Annotated in this window: 18 protein-coding genes; 13 read left to right on the forward strand and 5 right to left on the reverse strand. The window is 63.2% G+C overall.

Going from position 1 to position 17,934, the window contains the following annotated elements:
• Positions 1-16 precede the first annotated feature (16 nt).
• Positions 17-1,198: a formate-dependent phosphoribosylglycinamide formyltransferase gene (gene purT, locus AC5O5I_RS04980; protein ID WP_172222234.1), complete on the forward strand. Its 1,182-nt coding sequence runs from the start codon at positions 17-19 to the stop codon at positions 1,196-1,198.
• Between the two features lie 137 nt (positions 1,199-1,335).
• Here purT and AC5O5I_RS04985 read toward each other — a convergent pair whose 3' ends face one another.
• From AC5O5I_RS04985 to AC5O5I_RS04995, 3 genes are all read right to left on the reverse strand, one after another.
• Complete coding sequence (locus AC5O5I_RS04985) at positions 1,336-2,634, reverse strand: MFS transporter (protein ID WP_172222229.1); 1,299 nt, start codon at positions 2,632-2,634, stop codon at positions 1,336-1,338.
• A 272-nt stretch (positions 2,635-2,906) separates the two neighbouring features.
• The gene (locus tag AC5O5I_RS04990; protein WP_172222225.1) at positions 2,907-4,112 is read right to left on the reverse strand and encodes a transporter associated domain-containing protein; all 1,206 of its coding nucleotides are present in this window, start codon (positions 4,110-4,112) and stop codon (positions 2,907-2,909) included.
• A gap of 9 nt (positions 4,113-4,121) precedes the next feature.
• On the reverse strand, positions 4,122-4,931 hold the full coding sequence (locus AC5O5I_RS04995; RefSeq protein WP_172222201.1) for a cytochrome C assembly family protein: 810 nt from the start codon (positions 4,929-4,931) through the stop codon (positions 4,122-4,124).
• Positions 4,932-5,244: 313 nt separating this feature from the next.
• Here AC5O5I_RS04995 and ffh point away from each other — a divergent pair, with 313 nt between their 5' ends.
• From ffh to AC5O5I_RS05025, 6 genes are all read left to right on the forward strand, one after another.
• On the forward strand, positions 5,245-6,621 hold the full coding sequence (gene ffh, locus AC5O5I_RS05000; protein ID WP_172286731.1) for a signal recognition particle protein: 1,377 nt from the start codon (positions 5,245-5,247) through the stop codon (positions 6,619-6,621).
• Positions 6,622-6,880: 259 nt separating this feature from the next.
• The gene (gene rpsP, locus AC5O5I_RS05005) at positions 6,881-7,132 is read left to right on the forward strand and encodes a 30S ribosomal protein S16 (RefSeq protein ID WP_011535318.1); all 252 of its coding nucleotides are present in this window, start codon (positions 6,881-6,883) and stop codon (positions 7,130-7,132) included.
• Positions 7,133-7,137: 5 nt separating this feature from the next.
• Positions 7,138-7,674 carry a ribosome maturation factor RimM gene (gene rimM, locus AC5O5I_RS05010; protein WP_172286732.1) on the forward strand — a complete coding sequence of 179 codons (537 nt, stop codon included), beginning with the start codon at positions 7,138-7,140 and terminating at the stop codon, positions 7,672-7,674.
• Positions 7,675-7,677: 3 nt separating this feature from the next.
• Positions 7,678-8,430 (forward strand): tRNA (guanosine(37)-N1)-methyltransferase TrmD, encoded by a 753-nt coding sequence (trmD, locus tag AC5O5I_RS05015; protein WP_172223294.1) that lies wholly within the window; start codon positions 7,678-7,680, stop codon positions 8,428-8,430.
• Between the two features lie 42 nt (positions 8,431-8,472).
• Positions 8,473-8,823: a 50S ribosomal protein L19 gene (rplS, locus tag AC5O5I_RS05020; protein WP_003252148.1), complete on the forward strand. Its 351-nt coding sequence runs from the start codon at positions 8,473-8,475 to the stop codon at positions 8,821-8,823.
• Between the two features lie 127 nt (positions 8,824-8,950).
• Positions 8,951-9,361: an acyl-CoA thioesterase gene (locus AC5O5I_RS05025; protein ID WP_016485145.1), complete on the forward strand. Its 411-nt coding sequence runs from the start codon at positions 8,951-8,953 to the stop codon at positions 9,359-9,361.
• 3 nt (positions 9,362-9,364) lie between these two features.
• Here AC5O5I_RS05025 and AC5O5I_RS05030 read toward each other — a convergent pair whose 3' ends face one another.
• Positions 9,365-11,191: a cation:proton antiporter gene (locus tag AC5O5I_RS05030; protein WP_172223290.1), complete on the reverse strand. Its 1,827-nt coding sequence runs from the start codon at positions 11,189-11,191 to the stop codon at positions 9,365-9,367.
• A 68-nt stretch (positions 11,192-11,259) separates the two neighbouring features.
• Between AC5O5I_RS05030 and xerD the strand changes: the two genes are divergently transcribed.
• The 6 genes from xerD to AC5O5I_RS05060 all read left to right on the forward strand — a co-directional run bounded on the left by xerD (position 11,260) and on the right by AC5O5I_RS05060 (position 16,903).
• Complete coding sequence (xerD, locus tag AC5O5I_RS05035) at positions 11,260-12,156, forward strand: site-specific tyrosine recombinase XerD (protein ID WP_172223287.1); 897 nt, start codon at positions 11,260-11,262, stop codon at positions 12,154-12,156.
• Positions 12,157-12,309: 153 nt separating this feature from the next.
• The gene (locus AC5O5I_RS05040) at positions 12,310-13,053 is read left to right on the forward strand and encodes a thioredoxin fold domain-containing protein (RefSeq protein ID WP_172223283.1); all 744 of its coding nucleotides are present in this window, start codon (positions 12,310-12,312) and stop codon (positions 13,051-13,053) included.
• Positions 13,054-13,135: 82 nt separating this feature from the next.
• A complete protein-coding gene (locus AC5O5I_RS05045; RefSeq protein ID WP_172223280.1) occupies positions 13,136-14,440 on the forward strand; it encodes a homoserine dehydrogenase in 1,305 nt (434 codons plus the stop codon).
• A gap of 58 nt (positions 14,441-14,498) precedes the next feature.
• Positions 14,499-15,908, forward strand: a complete 1,410-nt coding sequence (gene thrC / locus AC5O5I_RS05050) for a threonine synthase (RefSeq protein WP_172223277.1) — start codon at positions 14,499-14,501, stop codon at positions 15,906-15,908.
• 223 nt (positions 15,909-16,131) lie between these two features.
• Complete coding sequence (locus AC5O5I_RS05055; RefSeq protein ID WP_172223274.1) at positions 16,132-16,542, forward strand: DNA-binding transcriptional response regulator; 411 nt, start codon at positions 16,132-16,134, stop codon at positions 16,540-16,542.
• Positions 16,543-16,621: 79 nt separating this feature from the next.
• The gene (locus AC5O5I_RS05060) at positions 16,622-16,903 is read left to right on the forward strand and encodes a DUF3509 domain-containing protein (protein ID WP_172223271.1); all 282 of its coding nucleotides are present in this window, start codon (positions 16,622-16,624) and stop codon (positions 16,901-16,903) included.
• A 144-nt stretch (positions 16,904-17,047) separates the two neighbouring features.
• On the opposite strand, the gene AC5O5I_RS05065 is transcribed toward AC5O5I_RS05060, so the two are convergent.
• On the reverse strand, positions 17,048-17,920 hold the full coding sequence (locus tag AC5O5I_RS05065) for a TIGR02285 family protein (RefSeq protein ID WP_494512158.1): 873 nt from the start codon (positions 17,918-17,920) through the stop codon (positions 17,048-17,050).
• Between the last annotated feature and the right edge of the window lie 14 nt (positions 17,921-17,934).

Here is a 17,934-nt window from a genome sequence, read left to right on the forward strand (position 1 = left end):
CCTTCGAGGACCTGAAATGACCCGTATCGGAACCCCCTTGTCGCCCACCGCGACCCGTGTACTGCTCTGCGGCTGTGGCGAGCTGGGCAAGGAAGTGGTGATCGAGTTGCAGCGCCTGGGCGTCGAAGTGATCGCCGTCGACCGCTACGCCAATGCCCCGGCAATGCAAGTGGCGCACCGCAGCCACGTGGTCAACATGCTTGATGGCGTTGCCCTGCGCGCGGTGATCGAGGCCGAGAAGCCGCACTATATCGTCCCGGAAATCGAAGCCATCGCCACCGCCACCCTGGTGGAGCTGGAAAACGAAGGTTTCAACGTGGTGCCGACCGCCCGCGCCACCCAGCTGACCATGAACCGTGAAGGCATCCGCCGCCTGGCCGCCGAAGAGCTGGATCTGCCGACCTCGCCGTACCACTTTGCCGACACCTTCGAAGACTACGCCAAGGCCGTGGCCGATGTCGGCTACCCCTGCGTGGTCAAGCCGGTGATGAGCTCGTCGGGCAAGGGCCAGAGCCTGCTGCGCAGCGATGCCGACCTGCAGACGTCGTGGGACTACGCCCAGGAAGGCGGTCGCGCCGGCAAAGGCCGGGTGATCGTCGAAGGCTTTATCGACTTCGAATACGAAATCACCTTGCTGACCGTACGCCACGTCGGTGGTACTACGTTCCTCGAGCCGGTTGGTCATCGTCAGGAGAAGGGCGACTATCAGGAGTCGTGGCAGCCGCAGGCCATGAGCCCCAAGGCGCTGGCCGAGTCGCAGCGCGTGGCCAAGGCGGTCACCGATGCGCTGGGTGGTCGCGGCCTGTTTGGCGTGGAACTGTTCGTCAAAGGCGACCAGGTATGGTTCAGCGAAGTGTCACCGCGCCCGCATGACACTGGCCTGGTAACCCTGATTTCCCAGGACCTGTCGCAATTCGCCCTGCATGCCCGCGCCATTCTTGGCCTGCCGATCCCGGTCGTGCGTCAGTTCGGCCCATCGGCGTCGGCGGTGATCTTGCCGGAAGGCCAGTCGCAGCAAACCAGCTTTGCCAACCTGGGCGCAGCGCTGAGCGAGCCGGATACCGCCATTCGCCTGTTCGGCAAGCCGGAAATCAACGGCACCCGGCGCATGGGCGTGTGCCTGGCGCGTGACGAATCGGTCGAAGCCGCGCGGGCCAAGGCGACCCGGGCAGCGCAGGCGGTCAAAGTCGAGTTCTGATCCGGGACCCAAGGGGCCGCTTTGCGGCCCTTTCGCCGGCAAGCCAGCTCCCACAGGGTCTCCACAAGGCCCTAGGGCTGTATATCCCTGTGGGAGCTGGCTTGCCGGCGATGGGCTGCAAAGCAGCCCCGGCTTTCTCAAAGCTCGGTATTGCGGGTCTCTTTCAGGCACAGCACGGCAATCAGGCTGATCACCGCCGCCGCCGACACATAACCCCCCACCCAGCTCAACCCACCCATGCTCACCAGCTTCTGGGCAAAGAACGGCGCCGCCGAGGCCCCGACGATGCCGCCCAGGTTATACGCCGCCGAAGCCCCGGTATACCGCACGTGAGTCGGGAACAGCTCAGGCAGCAGTGCGCCCATCGGCGCAAAAGTCACGCCCATCAGGAACAGCTCGATGGCCAGGAACAGCGCCACGCCGGTAGTCGACCCCGAGGTCAGCAACGGCTCCATGGTAAAGCCCGATGCCACCGCCAGCACGCCGCCGACGATCAGTACCGGCTTGCGCCCGTAACGGTCGCTGAGCCAGGCCGACAGCGGCGTAGCCAAGGCCATGAAGACCACCGCAAAGCACAGCAGGCCAAGGAATGTTTCGCGGCTGTAGCCCAGCGTGGTCACGCCATAGCTCAGCGAGAACACCGTGGAGATGTAGAACAGCGCATAGCACACCACCATGGCTGCAGCGCCCAGCAGGGTTGGCCGCCAATGCTTGGCGAACAGCTCCACCACCGGCATTTTCACCCGCTCCTGGCGCGCAACGGCAGTGGCGAACACCGGGCTTTCTTCGAGCTTCAGGCGCACGTACAGCCCCACCAGTACCAGCGCGGCGCTGAGCAGGAACGGAATGCGCCAGCCCCAGTCACGGAATTGTTCATCGCTGAGGGTAAGGGCCAGGGTCAGGAACAGACCGTTGGCGGCCAGAAACCCGATCGAAGGGCCCAGCTGCGGGAACATGCCGAACCAGGCGCGCTTGCCTTCCGGGGCGTTCTCGGTAGCCAGCAAAGCCGCGCCGCCCCATTCGCCGCCCAGGCCCAGGCCTTGGCCAAAGCGCAGCAGGCAGAGGATGATCGGCGCCCAGACGCCGATGCTGTCATAGCCCGGCAGCACGCCGATGGCGGTGGTCGACACACCCATCAGCAGCAGCGAGGCGACCAGGGTCGACTTGCGACCGATACGGTCACCAAAGTGGCCGAACAACGCCGAGCCCAGCGGCCGGGCAAGGAAGGCGATGCCGAAGGTAAGGAAGGCCGCCAGCATCTGCGCGGTACCCGACCCGGACGGGAAGAACACCGGGCCGATTACCAAGGCAGCGGCAGTGGCATACACGTAGAAATCGTAGAACTCGATGGCGGTGCCGATGAAGCTTGCGGTGGCTACCCGCGCGGGCGAGTTGACCGGCGCGGCAGGGGCTTGGGCATAGGTGCTGCTTGTCATTAAGTAGGTCCCTAACAGTCTGGTCCGGCTCCATGGGCATGGCTCGCGCGGTGTGCCAGGCAAAGGGCAGGCATGTCGCGCGGGCGCCGGAGCGTTTTGTTGTTGTGTGCGCCCGACTGACGATAGCCCAAGGGGGGTAGGGGCGGGGCGGGCACTGTTCGGGGTATTGAAGCAGGACCGCAGGGCGTGTCAGTGGAGCGGACTGGCCGTGTAACGCCGGGTGCGGGTAGCAGGCGTGGCGGCGGGGCTGGGTAAGCGTGACCGGAGTATAGCTATCGGGTCACGGTCCACACCAGTACCTTGCTGGCACAATTGTCCTCTGTTTCGAGGATTTCCAGGCGATAGCGGCCGATCTTCAGGCAAACGGCGCTTTCGGGGATGCTTTCCAGCGCTTCGGTCACCAGCCCGTTGAGGGTTTTTGGCCCGCCATCGCTAGGCAGATGCCAGCCAAGGCTGCGGTTGATCTCGCGCAGCGAGGCGGTGCCGTCGATCACGAAGGTGCCATCGGGCTGTGGGTGCACGTGCGGGTTTCCCAGGCTTTGCTCGTCCTCGAACTCGCCCACGATCTCTTCGAGGATGTCTTCCAGGGTGACAATGCCCTGCACTTCGCCGTACTCGTCCACCACCACGCCCAGGCGCCGCTGCTGCTTGTGGAAGTTCAGCAACTGCATCTGCAAGGGCGTGCTCTCTGGCACGAAATAAGGCTCGTAGCAGGCGCCGTGCAGTGCCTCAAGGGTCAGCTCGGCCTTGGGCAGCAGGTGGCTGATCAACTTGGTGTTGAGGATCGCTTCGACCTGGTTGATATCGTTGTGGTAGACGGGCAAGCGGGTGTGGCGGCTGACGATAAGTTGCTCGATGATGCGTTCCATCGGCTCGTCGAGGTTGATGCCGTCCACTTCGTTGCGTGGCACCAGGATGTCGTTGACGGTGACCTTGTCCAGTGACTGCAGGCCGTCGAGCAGGCCGTGGCGCGGCGCCTCGTGCGCTTCATCTTCATCCGTGTCGTCGTCTTCCTGCGCGTGCAGGGCAACTGCTGTCGGCTGTGCACGGAAGGGGCGCAGGATCAGCTTCGCGCAGCCGTCGAGCAGGCAGGCAAAGGGTTGCAGCAGTGTCAGCGGCGCTTTCAGCAGGCTGACACCGAGGCTGACAAGTGCCTGCGGGTTGCGCCTGGCCAGGCGCCGGGGCAGGAATTCGGCGAAAACCAGCAATACCAGGGCGGCGCCCAGGCCGGCCAGCCAGAAACCGTGTTCACCGCTGTAGCGCTGCCCGATCAGGCACGCCAGGCCCAGCACCAGCAACTTGCCCAGGCTGGCGCAAAGCACCAGCGCCTGGGCTGGCAGTGGTGGTTGACCGTCATCGCCGTTGCGCAGCGAGCCATTGAGTTGCAGGCGGGCGGCATCCACGGCGGTGAACAGCGCTGCCCACAGCAGCGCCAGTGCCAAGGTGCCCAATAGCGTTGCGTACGGCAAGGTGTCCATGGGCGGCCGTCAGATATGCAGAATGAATTCGCGAACCAGCTTGCTGCCGAAATAGGCCAGCATCAGCAGGCAGAAACCGGCCAGGGTCCAGCGGATCGCCTTGTGGCCACGCCAGCCCAGGCGGGTGCGGCCCCACAACAGCACGCTGAACACCACCCAGGCGACACAGGCCAGCAAAGTCTTGTGCACCAGGTGCTGGGCGAACAGGTTGTCAAGGAACAGCCAGCCCGAGATCAGCGACAGCGACAGCAGGCACCAGCCGGCCCAGAGGAAGCCGAACAGCAGGCTTTCCATGGTTTGCAGCGGCGGGAAGTTGCGAATCAGCCCGGACGGGTGCTTGTTCTTCAGCTGACGGTCCTGCAGCAGCAACAGCAGCGACTGGAACACGGCGATGGTGAACAGCCCGTAGGCCAGGATCGACAACAGGATATGCGCCAGGATGCCCGGCTCCTCGTTGATCAGCGGCACCGTGCCGGGGGGCGCGAACTGCGCCAGCAGCGCCGTCACCGCGCCCAGCGGGAACAGCAGCACCAGCAGGTTTTCCACCGGTATGCGCATGCAGGCCAGCAGGGTCAGGGCGATGACGGCCACGGCGATAAGGCTGGCAGCGCTGAAGAAGTCCAGGCTCAGGCCCAGCGGGGTGATCAGCTGGAAGAACAGCGCGCCGGCCTGGGCGAGCACCGCGACGGCACCCAGCAGGGCAAGCAGGCGTTTGTCGGCCTTGCGACCCTGGGCCAGGTGCAGGCCCTGGTAGACGGCTGCAGCTATATAGAGGCCGGCGGCGATCAGGTTGGGGATGAGGCTGGGTGAGGAGACCATAAGTCCTGGTTGACGAGCCTTAAAGAGACGGAGTTTGGCATAGATCCCGCCGCTCTAGGAAGACTGGCAGGCCGCGTAACGGCATTCGCGGGTGAACCCGCTCCCACAGGTACCGCGCAAGCCACAAGTGTAGTGAAGATCCTGTGGGTGGGGGTTCACCCGCGAACAGGCAGGCACAGCCACCGAATATCTCCCAAGGTGTGCGCCGCCGCCGCACTTCGCTATAATCGCCGCCTTGCTGTGCCCGGCGGGTGTGTATTTCCCCTAGGGCGCCTGACAAACCTCGGCTTTTACTGGGCCTGAAAGGATCACCATGTTCGAAAACCTGACCGACCGCCTGTCACAGACGCTGCGCCATGTCACCGGCAAGGCCAAGCTGACCGAAGACAACATCAAGGACACGCTGCGCGAAGTGCGCATGGCCCTGCTCGAGGCCGACGTTGCCCTGCCGGTGGTCAAGGATTTCGTCAACAGCGTCAAGGAACGTGCGGTCGGCACCGAAGTGTCGCGCAGCCTGACCCCGGGCCAGGCGTTCGTGAAGATCGTCCAGGCCGAGCTTGAGAGCCTGATGGGGGCGGCCAACGAAGACCTGGCCCTCAATGCTGCCCCGCCTGCTGTGGTGCTGATGGCCGGCCTGCAGGGCGCCGGCAAGACCACCACCGCCGGCAAGCTGGCGCGCTTCCTCAAGGAACGCAAGAAAAAGAGCGTGATGGTGGTGTCCGCCGACGTCTATCGCCCGGCGGCGATCAAGCAGCTGGAAACGCTGGCCAACGATATCGGCGTGACCTTCTTCCCGTCCGACATCAGCCAGAAGCCGGTAGCCATTGCCGAAGCGGCCATCCGTGAAGCCAAGCTGAAGTTCATCGACGTGGTCATCGTCGACACCGCCGGCCGCCTGCACATCGACGCCGACATGATGGACGAGATCAAGGCGCTGCACGCCGCGGTCAAGCCGATCGAGACCCTGTTCGTGGTCGACGCCATGACCGGCCAGGACGCCGCCAACACCGCCAAGGCGTTTGGCGAGGCGCTGCCGTTGACCGGCGTGGTGCTGACCAAGGTCGACGGTGACGCCCGTGGTGGTGCCGCGCTGTCGGTACGTGCCATCACCGGCAAGCCGATCAAGTTCATCGGCATGGGTGAAAAAACCGAAGCCCTCGAGCCGTTCCACCCTGACCGCGTCGCTTCGCGCATCCTCGGCATGGGTGACGTGCTCAGCCTGATCGAGCAGGCCGAGCAGACCATCGACAAGGCCAAGGCCGACAAGCTGGCCAAAAAGCTGAAGAAAGGCAAAGGCTTCGACCTCGAAGACTTCCGCGACCAGCTGCAACAAATGAAGAACATGGGCGGCCTGGGCGGCCTGATGGACAAGCTGCCGAGCATCGGCGGGGTGAATCTGTCCCAGATGGGCAACGCCCAGGGCGCGGCCGAGAAGCAGTTCAAGCAGATGGAGGCGATCATCAACTCCATGACCCCGGCCGAACGCCGCGACCCCGACCTGATCAGCGGTTCACGCAAGCGCCGTATCGCCCTGGGCTCCGGTACTCAGGTGCAGGACATCGGCCGGTTGATCAAGCAGCACAAGCAAATGCAGAAGATGATGAAGAAATTCTCTGCCAAAGGCGGCATGGCCAAGATGATGCGCGGCCTGGGCGGCATGATGCCAGGCGGCGGCATGCCCAAGCTGTAACCCCTATTCCGGGTGCCTGCCTTTTGTCGGGCAGGTACCCAGAAACCCCGCTCTGGCGGGGCAATTGCCGCGGATTTCGCGGCTCAACCGGCAAATCTGGACGGTAGGCCATGGCCTTGCCGAAAAAGTCATTTGCAAATGTCCGTGTATTCCCCGAGAATATGCGGCCTTTTGGGCACCCGTGTGCCTATTTGGCATTCAGATTTGCAGTACCAGCTGCTGTATCAACTGCAGCACCGACTATAGGAACGATGTTCACATGGTAACCATTCGTCTGGCCCGTGGCGGCTCGAAAAAGCGCCCATTCTACCACCTGACCGTGACCAACTCGCGTAACGCCCGTGACGGCCGTTTCGTTGAGCGCGTTGGCTTCTTCAACCCGATCGCATCGGGCGCCGAAGTCAAGCTGTCGGTCAACCAAGAGCGCGTCACCTACTGGCTGAGCCAGGGCGCACAGCCGTCTGAGCGTGTTGCTCAGCTGCTGAAGGAAGCTGCCAAGGCCGCTGCCTGAACAGTATGAACGCGACGCCAGAAAAGACTGACGACCTCATCGTCGTTGGCAAGATTTTTTCGGTTCACGGCGTTCGCGGCGAGGTGAAGGTGTATTCCTTTACCGATCCGATTGAAAACCTGTTGGATTATCCACGCTGGACGCTTCGGCACGAAGGCAAGGTAAAGCAGGTCGAGCTGGTCAGCGGTCGTGGCTCCCAAAAGGGCCTGGTCGTGAAACTGAAAGGCCTCGAGGATCGCGATGAAGCCCGGCTTCTGAGCGGTTACGATATCTGCATTGCGCGGAGCCTTTTGCCCAACCTGGCAGCCGACGAGTACTACTGGTACCAGTTGCAAGGCCTGAAGGTCATCAACCAGGACGAACACCTGTTCGGCAAGGTCGATCACCTGTTGGAGACCGGTGCGAACGATGTAATGGTGGTCAAACCCTGCGCAGGCAGCCTGGATGATCGCGAGCGTCTGTTGCCCTATACGGAGCAATGCGTGCTGGCAATCGACCTGGAAGCAGGCGTGATGCGGGTTGAATGGGACGCGGACTTCTAGACGATGGGTAACCTTCGCGTAGACGTCATCACGTTGTTCCCCGAGATGTTTTCGGCCATCACGGAGTACGGCATTACCAGCCGTGCGGTGAAACAGGGGTTGCTTCAGGTGACTTGCTGGAACCCGCGGGACTACACCACAGATCGTCACCACACGGTGGATGATCGGCCGTTTGGCGGTGGTCCGGGCATGGTGATGAAAATCAAGCCTCTGGAAGACGCACTGGTTAACGCCAGGCAAGCGACCGGAGCATCGGCAAAGGTGATCTACCTTTCGCCGCAAGGCCGCAAGCTGACTCAGCAGGCGGTCAAAGGCCTGGCCGAACAGGAATCGTTGATCCTGATCGCCGGTCGTTATGAAGGCATCGACGAGCGCTTTATCGAGGCTCATGTCGATGAGGAGTGGTCGATTGGCGACTATGTGCTTTCCGGTGGCGAGCTGCCGGCCATGGTACTGATCGATGCGGTTACGCGGCTGCTGCCCGGAGCTTTAGGGCATGTGGACTCGGCGGAAGAGGATTCCTTCACCGACGGTCTGCTCGATTGCCCGCACTACACCCGACCTGAGGTGTATGCGGATCAGCGTGTTCCCGACGTGTTGCTAAGTGGCAACCATGCACATATCCGGCGTTGGAGGATGAAGCAGTCCCTTGGTAGGACCTTCGAACGACGCGCCGATCTTCTGGAAAGTCGCTCACTTTCTGGAGAAGAGAAGAAGCTGCTCGAGGAATATCTCCGCGAGCGGGACGATAGTTAAACGTATCGATGGTGGATCACGTATCCATCTTAGGAGCACAGCATGACCAACAAGATCATCCAGCAGCTCGAAGCCGAGCAGATGAGCAAGGAAATCCCGACCTTCGCACCAGGTGACACCGTAGTCGTCCAGGTTAAAGTGAAGGAAGGTGAGCGTTCCCGTCTGCAGGCGTTCGAAGGCGTCGTTATCGCCAAGCGTAACCGCGGTCTGAACAGCGCCTTCACCGTGCGCAAGATCTCCAGCGGCGTTGGCGTAGAGCGTACCTTCCAGACCTACAGCCCGCAGATCGACAGCCTGGCCGTGAAACGTCGTGGTGACGTGCGTAAAGCCAAGCTGTACTACCTGCGTGACCTGTCCGGCAAAGCCGCTCGCATCAAGGAAAAACTGTCCTGAGTACAGTTTGCCCGGTGGCCCAGGCCGCCTAGCGAGAAAAAAGCAGCCTTCGGGCTGCTTTTTTGTGGGAGCAGGTTTACCCGCGAAGGGTGTGCACTGGCACGCCCGCCTTACGATGGAGTAGCCCATGAGCACTACCCGAGACCAGGAAATCCAGCGTCGCACCGAGCTGTCGGTGACCCGCGTGACCAAGGCGGTATTCCCCAACACCACCAACCACCACAACACCCTGTTCGGCGGCACCGCCCTGGCCTGGATGGACGAAGTATCGTTCATTGCCGCCACCCGCTTCTGTCGCCTGCCGCTGGTGACCGTGTCCACCGACCGCATCGACTTCAAACACCCGATCCCGGCCGGCTCTATCGTTGAGCTGGTAGGCTCGGTGGTCAAGGTGGGCAACACCAGCTTGCAGGTGCAGGTCGACGTGTTCGTCGAGAACATGTACCTCGATGGCCGCGAGCGCGCGATCCATGGCGTGTTCAGCTTTGTCGCCATCGATGAGGACAAGCGCCCGGTGCCGGTGCTGCCGCAAGCCTGAATCTCAACCTGCAGCAACTGCCGTCTCGCTGACGGGGGCTGGCTCGACCAGTGCCACCAGGGTCCAGCCGGGCTGTGGGGCCAGCGGGTTGTCGGGGCTTGAAACATGCACCCAGCCGTGGGCATCACGCGCAAACAGCAGATGAGCGCGCTCGCCATGCAGCGCCTGGTAGTCCTCCCAGTCAAAGCCCTCGGTCAGGTTGGTGCTGTACAGTTCCGCCCCGTGGTGGAGGTGGTTGGCCAGTTGCTGGTAGGTCATCGGGCTTGCGCCAAGCAGTTGGCCGCGGTGTTCCTGGCTGGCCCGGTGTTTGTCGCTGCGCTGTTTCTCCAGGCCGCTGGCCAGCACATACAGGCGGCCATGGCCGAAGTCATGGCGAAAGCGTGCGCAGGCCAGGGTGTTGATTTCACCCGCCGGTGAAAGCCCCAGCAGATGGCCGAGGCCGACCAGGTCCAGATGGGCGTCGGCGTGTTGCGAGGCTGGGTTGCCGAAGTAGGTCGGCAGGCCGTCCATGCGCGCGGCGCGGATGTTTTCCCAGCTCGAATCGGTCAGCAATACCCGGCTGCCCAATTGCTGCAGGGCCTTGCCGATGGCGCGCGCAGGGCTGCTGGCGCCGACGATCAGAAAGCCGCTGGGCGCCGGCTCTGCGACCCTGAGCAGGCGCGCCAGTGGCCGGGCCGTGGCGCTTTGCAGCACGACGGTGCCGATAATCACGGCGAACGTCAGCGGCACCAGCAGCAAAGCATCCTGATGGCCAGCCTCGTGCAGGCGAATGGCAAAAATGGCCGACACCGCCGCGGCGACGATGCCGCGTGGTGCTATCCAGGCCAGCAGGGCGCGTTCACGCCAGTTCAGCGAAGAGCCCAGCGTCGACAGCAACACGTTCAATGGCCGTGCCAGCAACTGGATCACCAGCAGCAGCGCAAGTACCGCCGGACCCAGCCCGAGCAGGGCATGCAAGTCGAGCCGCGCGGCCAGCAGGATGAACAGGCCGGAGATCAGCAGCACGCTGAGGTTTTCCTTGAAGTGCAGGATCTGCCGCACATCGACCCCGCGCATGTTGGCCAGCCACATACCCATGATCGTCACTGCCAACAGCCCGGACTCGTGCACGATCAGGTTGGCGGCAATGAAGATGCCCAGCACGGCGGCCAGCGAGGCCAGGTTGTGCAGGTATTCCGGCAGCCACTGTTCGCGCATGATCTGCCCCAGCAACCAGCCCCCCGCAGCCCCCAGCGCACTGCCGCAGAAGATCACCCCGGCAAAGGTGCCCAGGCTCTGGGTCAGGCCATTGCCGTCGGCGCTGGCAATGATGAAGCTGTACACCACCACCGCGAGCAAGGCGCCGATCGGGTCGATGACGATGCCTTCCCAGCGCAGGATGTTGGCGATCGTCGCGTTGGGCCGGACCACGCGCAGCATCGGTACGATCACGGTGGGGCCGGTGACCAGGGTCAGGGCACCAAAGAGGATTGCCAGCTGCCATTCAAAGCCCAGCAGCCAGTGGGTCGCCAGCGCGATGACCAGCCAGGTCGACAACGCACCGAGGGTGACAAGGCGGTGCACCACGCTGCCGATCTCGCGCCACTGTGACAGGTGCAGGGTGAGGCTGCCCTCGAACAGGATCAGCGCCACCGCCAGTGAAACCAGCGGCATCAGCAATGGGCCGAACAGTGCCTGCGGGTCGAGCCAGCCGAGCAGCGGCCCGACCACGATGCCGGCCAGCAGCAGAAACAGGATCGCTGGAAGCTTAAGGCGCCAGGCCAGCCACTGGCAGGCGAGTGCCGCGGCGCCAATGCCACCGACGCTGAGAAGGATCTGCTGTTCGTTCATGCGGCCTCCCTATGCCGGCGTTGTTATGAAAGACTAAGCGCCATTTCGTCGTTTGCCACCGAGATTTCATGTCTGCCCTCGACCACCCCCTGATCGACCAGTTCCTCGACGCCCTGTGGCTGGAAAAAGGCCTGTCCGATAACACCCGCGTGTCCTACCGCAGCGACCTGGCCCTGTTCAACGGCTGGCTGCAGGCGCATTCGGTATCCCTGCCCGACGCTGGCCGCGACCTGATTCTCGATCATCTGGCCTGGCGCATCGACCAAGGCTACAAGCCTCGCTCGACGGCGCGCTTCCTGTCCGGGCTGCGTGGTTTCTTCCGCTACTTGCTCCGGGAAAAGCTGGTCGCCGTCGACCCGACCCTGCAAATCGACATGCCACAGCTCGGCAAGCCATTGCCCAAGTCGCTGTCGGAGGCGGACGTCGAAGCCTTGCTGCTGGCCCCGGACCTGGGTGAAGCCATCGGCCAGCGCGACCGGGCCATGCTGGAAGTGCTGTACGCCTGCGGCCTGCGCGTTACCGAACTGGTCAGCCTGACCCTGGACCAGGTCAACCTGCGCCAGGGTGTGCTGCGGGTAATGGGCAAGGGCAGCAAGGAGCGGCTGGTGCCCATGGGCGAAGAAGCGGTGCTGTGGGTGGAGCGCTATACCCGCGACGGCCGCGCCGAGCTGCTCAACGGGCGCCCCAGCGATGTGCTGTTCCCCAGCCAGCGCGGCGAGCAGATGACCCGCCAGACCTTCTGGCATCGCATCAAGCAGCATGCCCGGGTGGCGTGCATCGACAAGCCGCTGTCGCCGCACACCTTGCGCCATGCCTTCGCCACCCACCTGCTCAACCATGGCGCCGACTTGCGCGTGGTGCAGATGCTGCTGGGCCACAGTGACCTGTCCACCACCCAGATCTACACCCACGTCGCCAAGGCCCGCTTGCAGCAACTGCATGCCCAGCACCACCCGCGTGGATGAATGTTTTTCATGTTCTGCCGACCGGTCCTTGCAAGGCCCTTCACCGGCGGTGTGATGTGGTAGGCTTGGGCGGTTTGCACCAAGGGCCGCACGGCCACCGCGTATTTTCCGCAGGTGGCGCCCTCCGGCCCCTGTCCGCCTTCAGGAGTTCCCATGCGCGTGACCCAGTTTTTCGCCGCCGCCGCGTTGGCGTTGGCCAGTACTTTTGCCGTTGCTGCGGCAACCGATAGCAACGCCGGTGCCGAGCAGGCCATCCGTAAATCGTTGCAGAACCTCGAGCTGGAAGTACCTGTAGAAAGCGTGGCCAGCAGCCCGGTCAGCGGCCTTTACGAGGTCAAGCTGCAGGGTGGCCGCGTGTTGTACGCCAGCGGCGACGGCCAGTTCGTGATGCAGGGCTACCTGTTCCAGATCCAGGACGGCAAGCCGGTCAATCTGACTGAAAAAACCGAACGCCTGGGCATCGCCAAGCTCATCAATGGCATTCCAGCCGCCGAGATGGTGGTTTATCCTGCCAAGGGCGAGACCAAGTCACACATCACCGTATTCACCGACACCACCTGTCCGTACTGCCACAAGCTGCATGCCGAAGTGCCTGAGTTGAACCGTCGCGGTATCGAAGTGCGCTACGTCGCCTTCCCGCGCCAGGGCCTCGGCTCGGCAGGTGACCAGCAGTTGCAGGCCGTGTGGTGCTCCAGCGACCGTCGCGGGGCGATGGACAAGATGGTCGAAGGCGAAGAAATCAAGGCGGCCAAGTGCGCCAACCCGGTGGGCAAGCAGTTCCAGCTGGGCCAGTCGATCGGCGTCAATGGCACGCCAGCCATCGTCCTGGAAAGCGGCCAGGTCATTCCGGGCTACCAGCCGGCACCGCAGGTCGCCAAGCTGGCACTTGCCAAGTAATACAATTCAGTACGCCGTCGTCATGGGGTGACGGCATGTTTCACGGTCGGCGAAGTGTCGGCCGTTCAATGGGGAGTTCACAGTGAAACCGGTCAAAGTAGGCATCTGTGGGTTGGGGACCGTCGGTGGCGGAACCTTCAATGTACTTCAGCGCAACGCCGAGGAGATTGCCCGCCGTGCCGGGCGCGGTATTGAAGTGGCCCAGATTGCCATGCGCTCGCAGAACCCGAACTGCCAGATTACCGGTACCCCCATTACCGCTGACGTGTTCGAAGTTGCGAGCAACCCGGAGATCGATATTGTCATCGAGCTGATCGGTGGCTACACCGTGGCCCGTGACCTGGTGCTCAAGGCCATCGAAAACGGCAAGCATGTGGTTACCGCCAACAAGGCGCTGATCGCCGTACACGGTAACGAAATCTTCGCCAAGGCGCGCGAGAAGGGCGTCATCGTCGCCTTCGAAGCGGCCGTGGCCGGTGGTATTCCGGTCATCAAGGCCATTCGTGAAGGCCTGTCGGCCAACCGCATCAACTGGCTGGCCGGCATCATCAACGGCACCGGCAACTTCATCCTCACCGAAATGCGCGAGAAAGGCCGCGCCTTCCCCGACGTACTGGCCGAAGCCCAGGCGCTGGGTTACGCCGAAGCCGACCCGACCTTCGACGTGGAAGGCATCGATGCCGCGCACAAGCTGACCATCCTCGCCTCGATTGCGTTTGGCATCCCGCTGCAGTTCGACAAGGCCTACACCGAAGGCATCACCCAGCTGACCACCGCTGATGTGAACTACGCCGAGGCCCTGGGCTACCGCATCAAGCACCTGGGCGTGGCGCGTCGCACCGCCGAGGGCATCGAGCTGCGCGTGCACCCGACGCTGATCCCGGCCGATCGCCTGATCGCCAACGTCAACGGCGTGATGAACGCGGTCATGGTAAACGGTGATGCCGCCGGCTCCACCCTGTACTACGGTGCCGGCGCTGGCATGGAGCCTACCGCTTCGTCGGTGATCGGCGACCTGGTCGATGTGGTCCGTGCCATGACTTCCGACCCGGAAAACCGCGTGCCGCACCTGGCCTTCCAGCCTGATTCGCTGTCGGCTCACCCGATCCTGCCGATCGAGGCCTGCGAAAGCGCCTACTACCTGCGCATCCAGGCCAAGGATCACCCGGGCGTACTGGCCCAGGTGGCCAGCATCCTCTCGGAGCGTGGTATCAACATAGAGTCGATCATGCAGAAGGAAGCCGAGGAGCAGGACGGCCTGGTGCCGATGATCCTGCTGACCCACCGTGTGGTCGAACAGGGCATCAACGACGCCATCGTCGCCCTGGAAGCCCTGCAGGACGTGGTCGGCAAGGTCGTGCGCATTCGCGTCGAACAGCTCAACTAACACATAGCGCCGTCGGGCCGCCAGCGTGGCCCCGGCCTCAGCATCGAAGGTTTGCACCATGCGCTATATCAGTACCCGCGGCCAGGCACCGGCCCTGAACTTCGAAGACGTACTGCTGGCTGGCCTGGCCAGTGACGGCGGCCTGTACGTCCCGGAAAACCTGCCACGCTTCACCCAGGAAGAAATCGCTTCGTGGGCCGGCCTGCCGTATCACGAACTGGCTTTCCGTGTGATGCGCCCGTTCGTCGAAGGCAGCATCGCCGATGCCGACTTCAAGAAAATCCTTGAAGAAACCTACGGCGAGTTCGCCCATGCTGCGGTTGCCCCGCTGCGTCAGCTGAACAGCAACGAATGGGTGCTGGAGCTGTTCCACGGCCCGACCCTGGCGTTCAAGGACTTCGCCCTGCAACTGCTCGGCCGCCTGCTCGACCATGTGTTGGCCAAGCGCAACGAGCGCGTGGTGATCATCGGCGCCACCAGCGGTGACACCGGTTCGGCCGCCATCGAAGGTTGCCGCCGTTGCGACAACGTCGACATCTTCATCCTGCACCCGCACCAGCGCGTGTCGGAAGTGCAGCGTCGGCAGATGACCACGCTGTTCGGCGACAACATTCACAACATCGCCATCGAAGGCAACTTCGATGACTGCCAGGAAATGGTCAAGGCCAGCTTCGCTGACCAGTCGTTCCTCAAAGGCACCCGCCTGGTGGCCGTGAACTCGATCAACTGGGCGCGGATCATGGCCCAGATCGTCTACTACTTCCACGCGGCCCTGCAGCTGGGCGGCCCCGCGCGCTCGGTGGCGTTCTCGGTACCCACCGGCAACTTCGGCGACATCTTCGCCGGTTACCTGGCCCGCAACATGGGCCTGCCGGTCAGCCAGCTGGTGGTCGCCACCAACCGCAACGACATCCTGCACCGCTTCATGAGCGGCAACCAGTACGTGAAGGAAACCCTGCACGCCACCCTGTCGCCGTCGATGGACATCATGGTCTCGTCCAACTTCGAGCGCCTGCTGTTCGACATGCACGGTCGCAATGGTGCGGCTATCGCCGAGCTGATGGCCAACTTCAAGCAAGGCGGTGGCTTCAGCGTCGAGCAAGATCGCTGGACCGAAGCCCGCAAGCTGTTCGACTCCCTGGCCGTCAGCGACGAGCAGACCTGCGAGACCATCGCCGAAGTGTTCGCTGCCACCGGTGAAGTACTCGACCCGCACACCGCGATCGGCGTCAAGGCCGCCCGCGAATGCCGCCGCAGCCTGGACACGCCGATGGTGGTGCTGGGCACTGCGCACCCGGTCAAGTTCCCTGAAGCGGTGGAGAAGGCCGGTGTAGGTAGGGCGCTGGAGCTGCCGGCGCACCTCAGCGACCTGTTCAGCCGTGAGGAACGTTGCACCGTGCTGGCCAATGACCTGAAGGCTGTGCAAAGCTTTGTCAGCCAGCACGGCAACCGCGGCAAGCCGCTGTAATAGCCTGGGCCGCGCTGCGGCCCATCGCCGGCAAGCCAGCTCCCACCTTGATCGCATAGACCCGAGATCATGTGCAATACGTGTGGGAGCTGGCTTGCCGGCGATGGGCTGCGTAGCAGTCCCGGAACTATCAGTCTTTTCCTTCAATTCCCTCAGAAACGTCCTATTCAGGTGCGCGTAGCGCAACGCCTACCGTAGTCGGTCCTCACACCAGGAGCGGCTCATGCACCAGCCCTACGTGGTGATCCACCAGGCTCGCCCATCCCACCAGATCCTCCTGCATCAGGCCCTCAATGCCCAGGGCATCTTCAATGTGCGCCTCAGCGAGGGCACCGACGCCTGCCTTGATGCGGCACGCCGCCCTGATCTGCTGGTCATCGACCATGCCATGCCAACCCGCTCCGGCCTTGCCTTGCTCGCCCGGCAGCAACAGCCCCGCGCTCTGCTATTTGTCGGCCAGCCGACCCCCAGGCAGCGCAACCTCGCCGATGAGGCCAGAAAACGCGGTCTATGGGTGCTGGCCGAGCTGCCCTGGCCGTTGTCGATGCCCCGCTTGCAACAGGCGCTGAGTGCTCTGCAACTGGGCCAGGGGCGGCGTATTCAAACTGTCATGTCCGCCCCGCATGCTCAGTGAACCCGCCACAGCGTGGCGAACTTTCCGCTGCGCTTGCTGGTCAGTTGCTTTATATCCCACCACGCAGCGAGTGATACGGATGGAAAGAATCTGCAGACTGCTCAACGACGCACTGACCCCCTATCAGACCCACCTCGGCCTCGCCGATGCCAGCGGTAATCGCCAACTGACCGTTCACGACCGCCTCGCCGGCATCACCCTGCGGCGTACGGTCAGCGAGCGGCAGTTGCAGGAGCAACGCCTGTTGATCGATCTGGTGGATGGTCTGCACCGTGATTTGCAGATAGCCGAAGGGCGATTGCAGCCCTGTGTGATCGCCGCCCTGCAGCAACGCCAACAACCCCAGGGAACCTTTGCCTGAGTGGCGTATCAGACACAGTAGGGCAGCCAGCCAGTGCTTTGCTCCGGTGCTGGCATGGCTGTCACGGGAAGTCCTGAAGGGCTTTCGCTTGGCCCCGGGCGTCCTCCCCAGCGTCCGGGGTTTCTTTTATCCGCAGCCAGGCAGTTATTGGGTTTCGAAGAAGCGCTTGCTGTCGTCCAGGTAGTCTCCCCGCAACGCAGGGTCCAGCCAGCGCGCATACAACCCAGGCAGCACATCGTGGCGCAGCGCAGGCAACAGCTGGTCGATATGCGCCACTGCAGCACGCCCCAGCGGGCTGTCGGAACACCCCACATGCAAAAACTGGTAGCGCTCCACGCCCTGCACCGGATGGAACTGGTACTCGGTCAGTGACCCGCCTTGTTGCTGGATCAGGTAGCGCACTTCGGGCCAGTAGCCGAGCACCATGCGCAGGCGACCCAGTTGCTGCATCTGCAGCAGGTTGGCGGTAGCGTCGTTGCCGTAATGACGGCTGAGCGAGGTACCGGGCAACTGACCCAGAATGGTATCGATCTGGGTGCCGTAGCTGCGTTCGGCAACGATGCCCAGCTTTAGTGCCGGCTGTTTGAACAGCGCGAGCAGGTCCACGTCCTGCCCACTCAGAAACGGCTCAACCAGTGCCTGGTTTTCCCGGCGCAGCACCAGCCCCCCGCTCAACACACCAAGCGACGGCATGGAGAAGTGCACGTACCTGGCGCGCTCCGGGGTCCACAGCAGGGTCGGGTCGCAGGTGAAACTGTTGGGGTCTTGCAGCATCTGAATGCCACGGGCGCGGTTGACCCGCACGATGCTGTGGTCGTACTCGGGCATCTGCCCGATCAGAATGGGCAGCAACTGGTCGATCACCCCTTGGCCTTTCTCCGAGCCTTCGAAGATGGTGAACGGCGGCAGGTCACGCACCAGCCAGAACAGGCGCTCTCTGGCGCTTGCAGGCTGCAGCAATGCGGGCAGAAGCCCGCACAGCAGGACCAGTCGGCGTAAGCAGCGGGCAGCGCGCATGGGGCCGGGCAGCG

It is taken from the genome of Pseudomonas sp. 9_2_1 (assembly GCF_059295275.1).

Bases quoted from the DNA above. Each gene is read 5' to 3' on its own strand.
- trmD (WP_172223294.1), top strand. From the start codon at position 7,678: ATGGGTAACCTTCGCGTAGACGTCATCACGTTGTTCCCCGAGATGTTT.
- purT (WP_172222234.1), top strand. From the start codon at position 17: ATGACCCGTATCGGAACCCCCTTGTCGCCCACCGCGACCCGTGTACTG.
- rimM (WP_172286732.1), top strand. From the start codon at position 7,138: ATGAACGCGACGCCAGAAAAGACTGACGACCTCATCGTCGTTGGCAAG.
- AC5O5I_RS04985 (WP_172222229.1), bottom strand. From the start codon at position 2,634: ATGACAAGCAGCACCTATGCCCAAGCCCCTGCCGCGCCGGTCAACTCG.
- AC5O5I_RS05030 (WP_172223290.1), bottom strand. From the start codon at position 11,191: ATGAACGAACAGCAGATCCTTCTCAGCGTCGGTGGCATTGGCGCCGCG.
- xerD (WP_172223287.1), top strand. From the start codon at position 11,260: ATGTCTGCCCTCGACCACCCCCTGATCGACCAGTTCCTCGACGCCCTG.
- thrC (WP_172223277.1), top strand. From the start codon at position 14,499: ATGCGCTATATCAGTACCCGCGGCCAGGCACCGGCCCTGAACTTCGAA.
- AC5O5I_RS05060 (WP_172223271.1), top strand. From the start codon at position 16,622: ATGGAAAGAATCTGCAGACTGCTCAACGACGCACTGACCCCCTATCAG.
- AC5O5I_RS05055 (WP_172223274.1), top strand. From the start codon at position 16,132: ATGCACCAGCCCTACGTGGTGATCCACCAGGCTCGCCCATCCCACCAG.
- AC5O5I_RS05065 (WP_494512158.1), bottom strand. From the start codon at position 17,920: ATGCGCGCTGCCCGCTGCTTACGCCGACTGGTCCTGCTGTGCGGGCTT.
- ffh (WP_172286731.1), top strand. From the start codon at position 5,245: ATGTTCGAAAACCTGACCGACCGCCTGTCACAGACGCTGCGCCATGTC.
- AC5O5I_RS05025 (WP_016485145.1), top strand. From the start codon at position 8,951: ATGAGCACTACCCGAGACCAGGAAATCCAGCGTCGCACCGAGCTGTCG.
- AC5O5I_RS04990 (WP_172222225.1), bottom strand. From the start codon at position 4,112: ATGGACACCTTGCCGTACGCAACGCTATTGGGCACCTTGGCACTGGCG.
- AC5O5I_RS05040 (WP_172223283.1), top strand. From the start codon at position 12,310: ATGCGCGTGACCCAGTTTTTCGCCGCCGCCGCGTTGGCGTTGGCCAGT.
- rpsP (WP_011535318.1), top strand. From the start codon at position 6,881: ATGGTAACCATTCGTCTGGCCCGTGGCGGCTCGAAAAAGCGCCCATTC.
- AC5O5I_RS04995 (WP_172222201.1), bottom strand. From the start codon at position 4,931: ATGGTCTCCTCACCCAGCCTCATCCCCAACCTGATCGCCGCCGGCCTC.
- rplS (WP_003252148.1), top strand. From the start codon at position 8,473: ATGACCAACAAGATCATCCAGCAGCTCGAAGCCGAGCAGATGAGCAAG.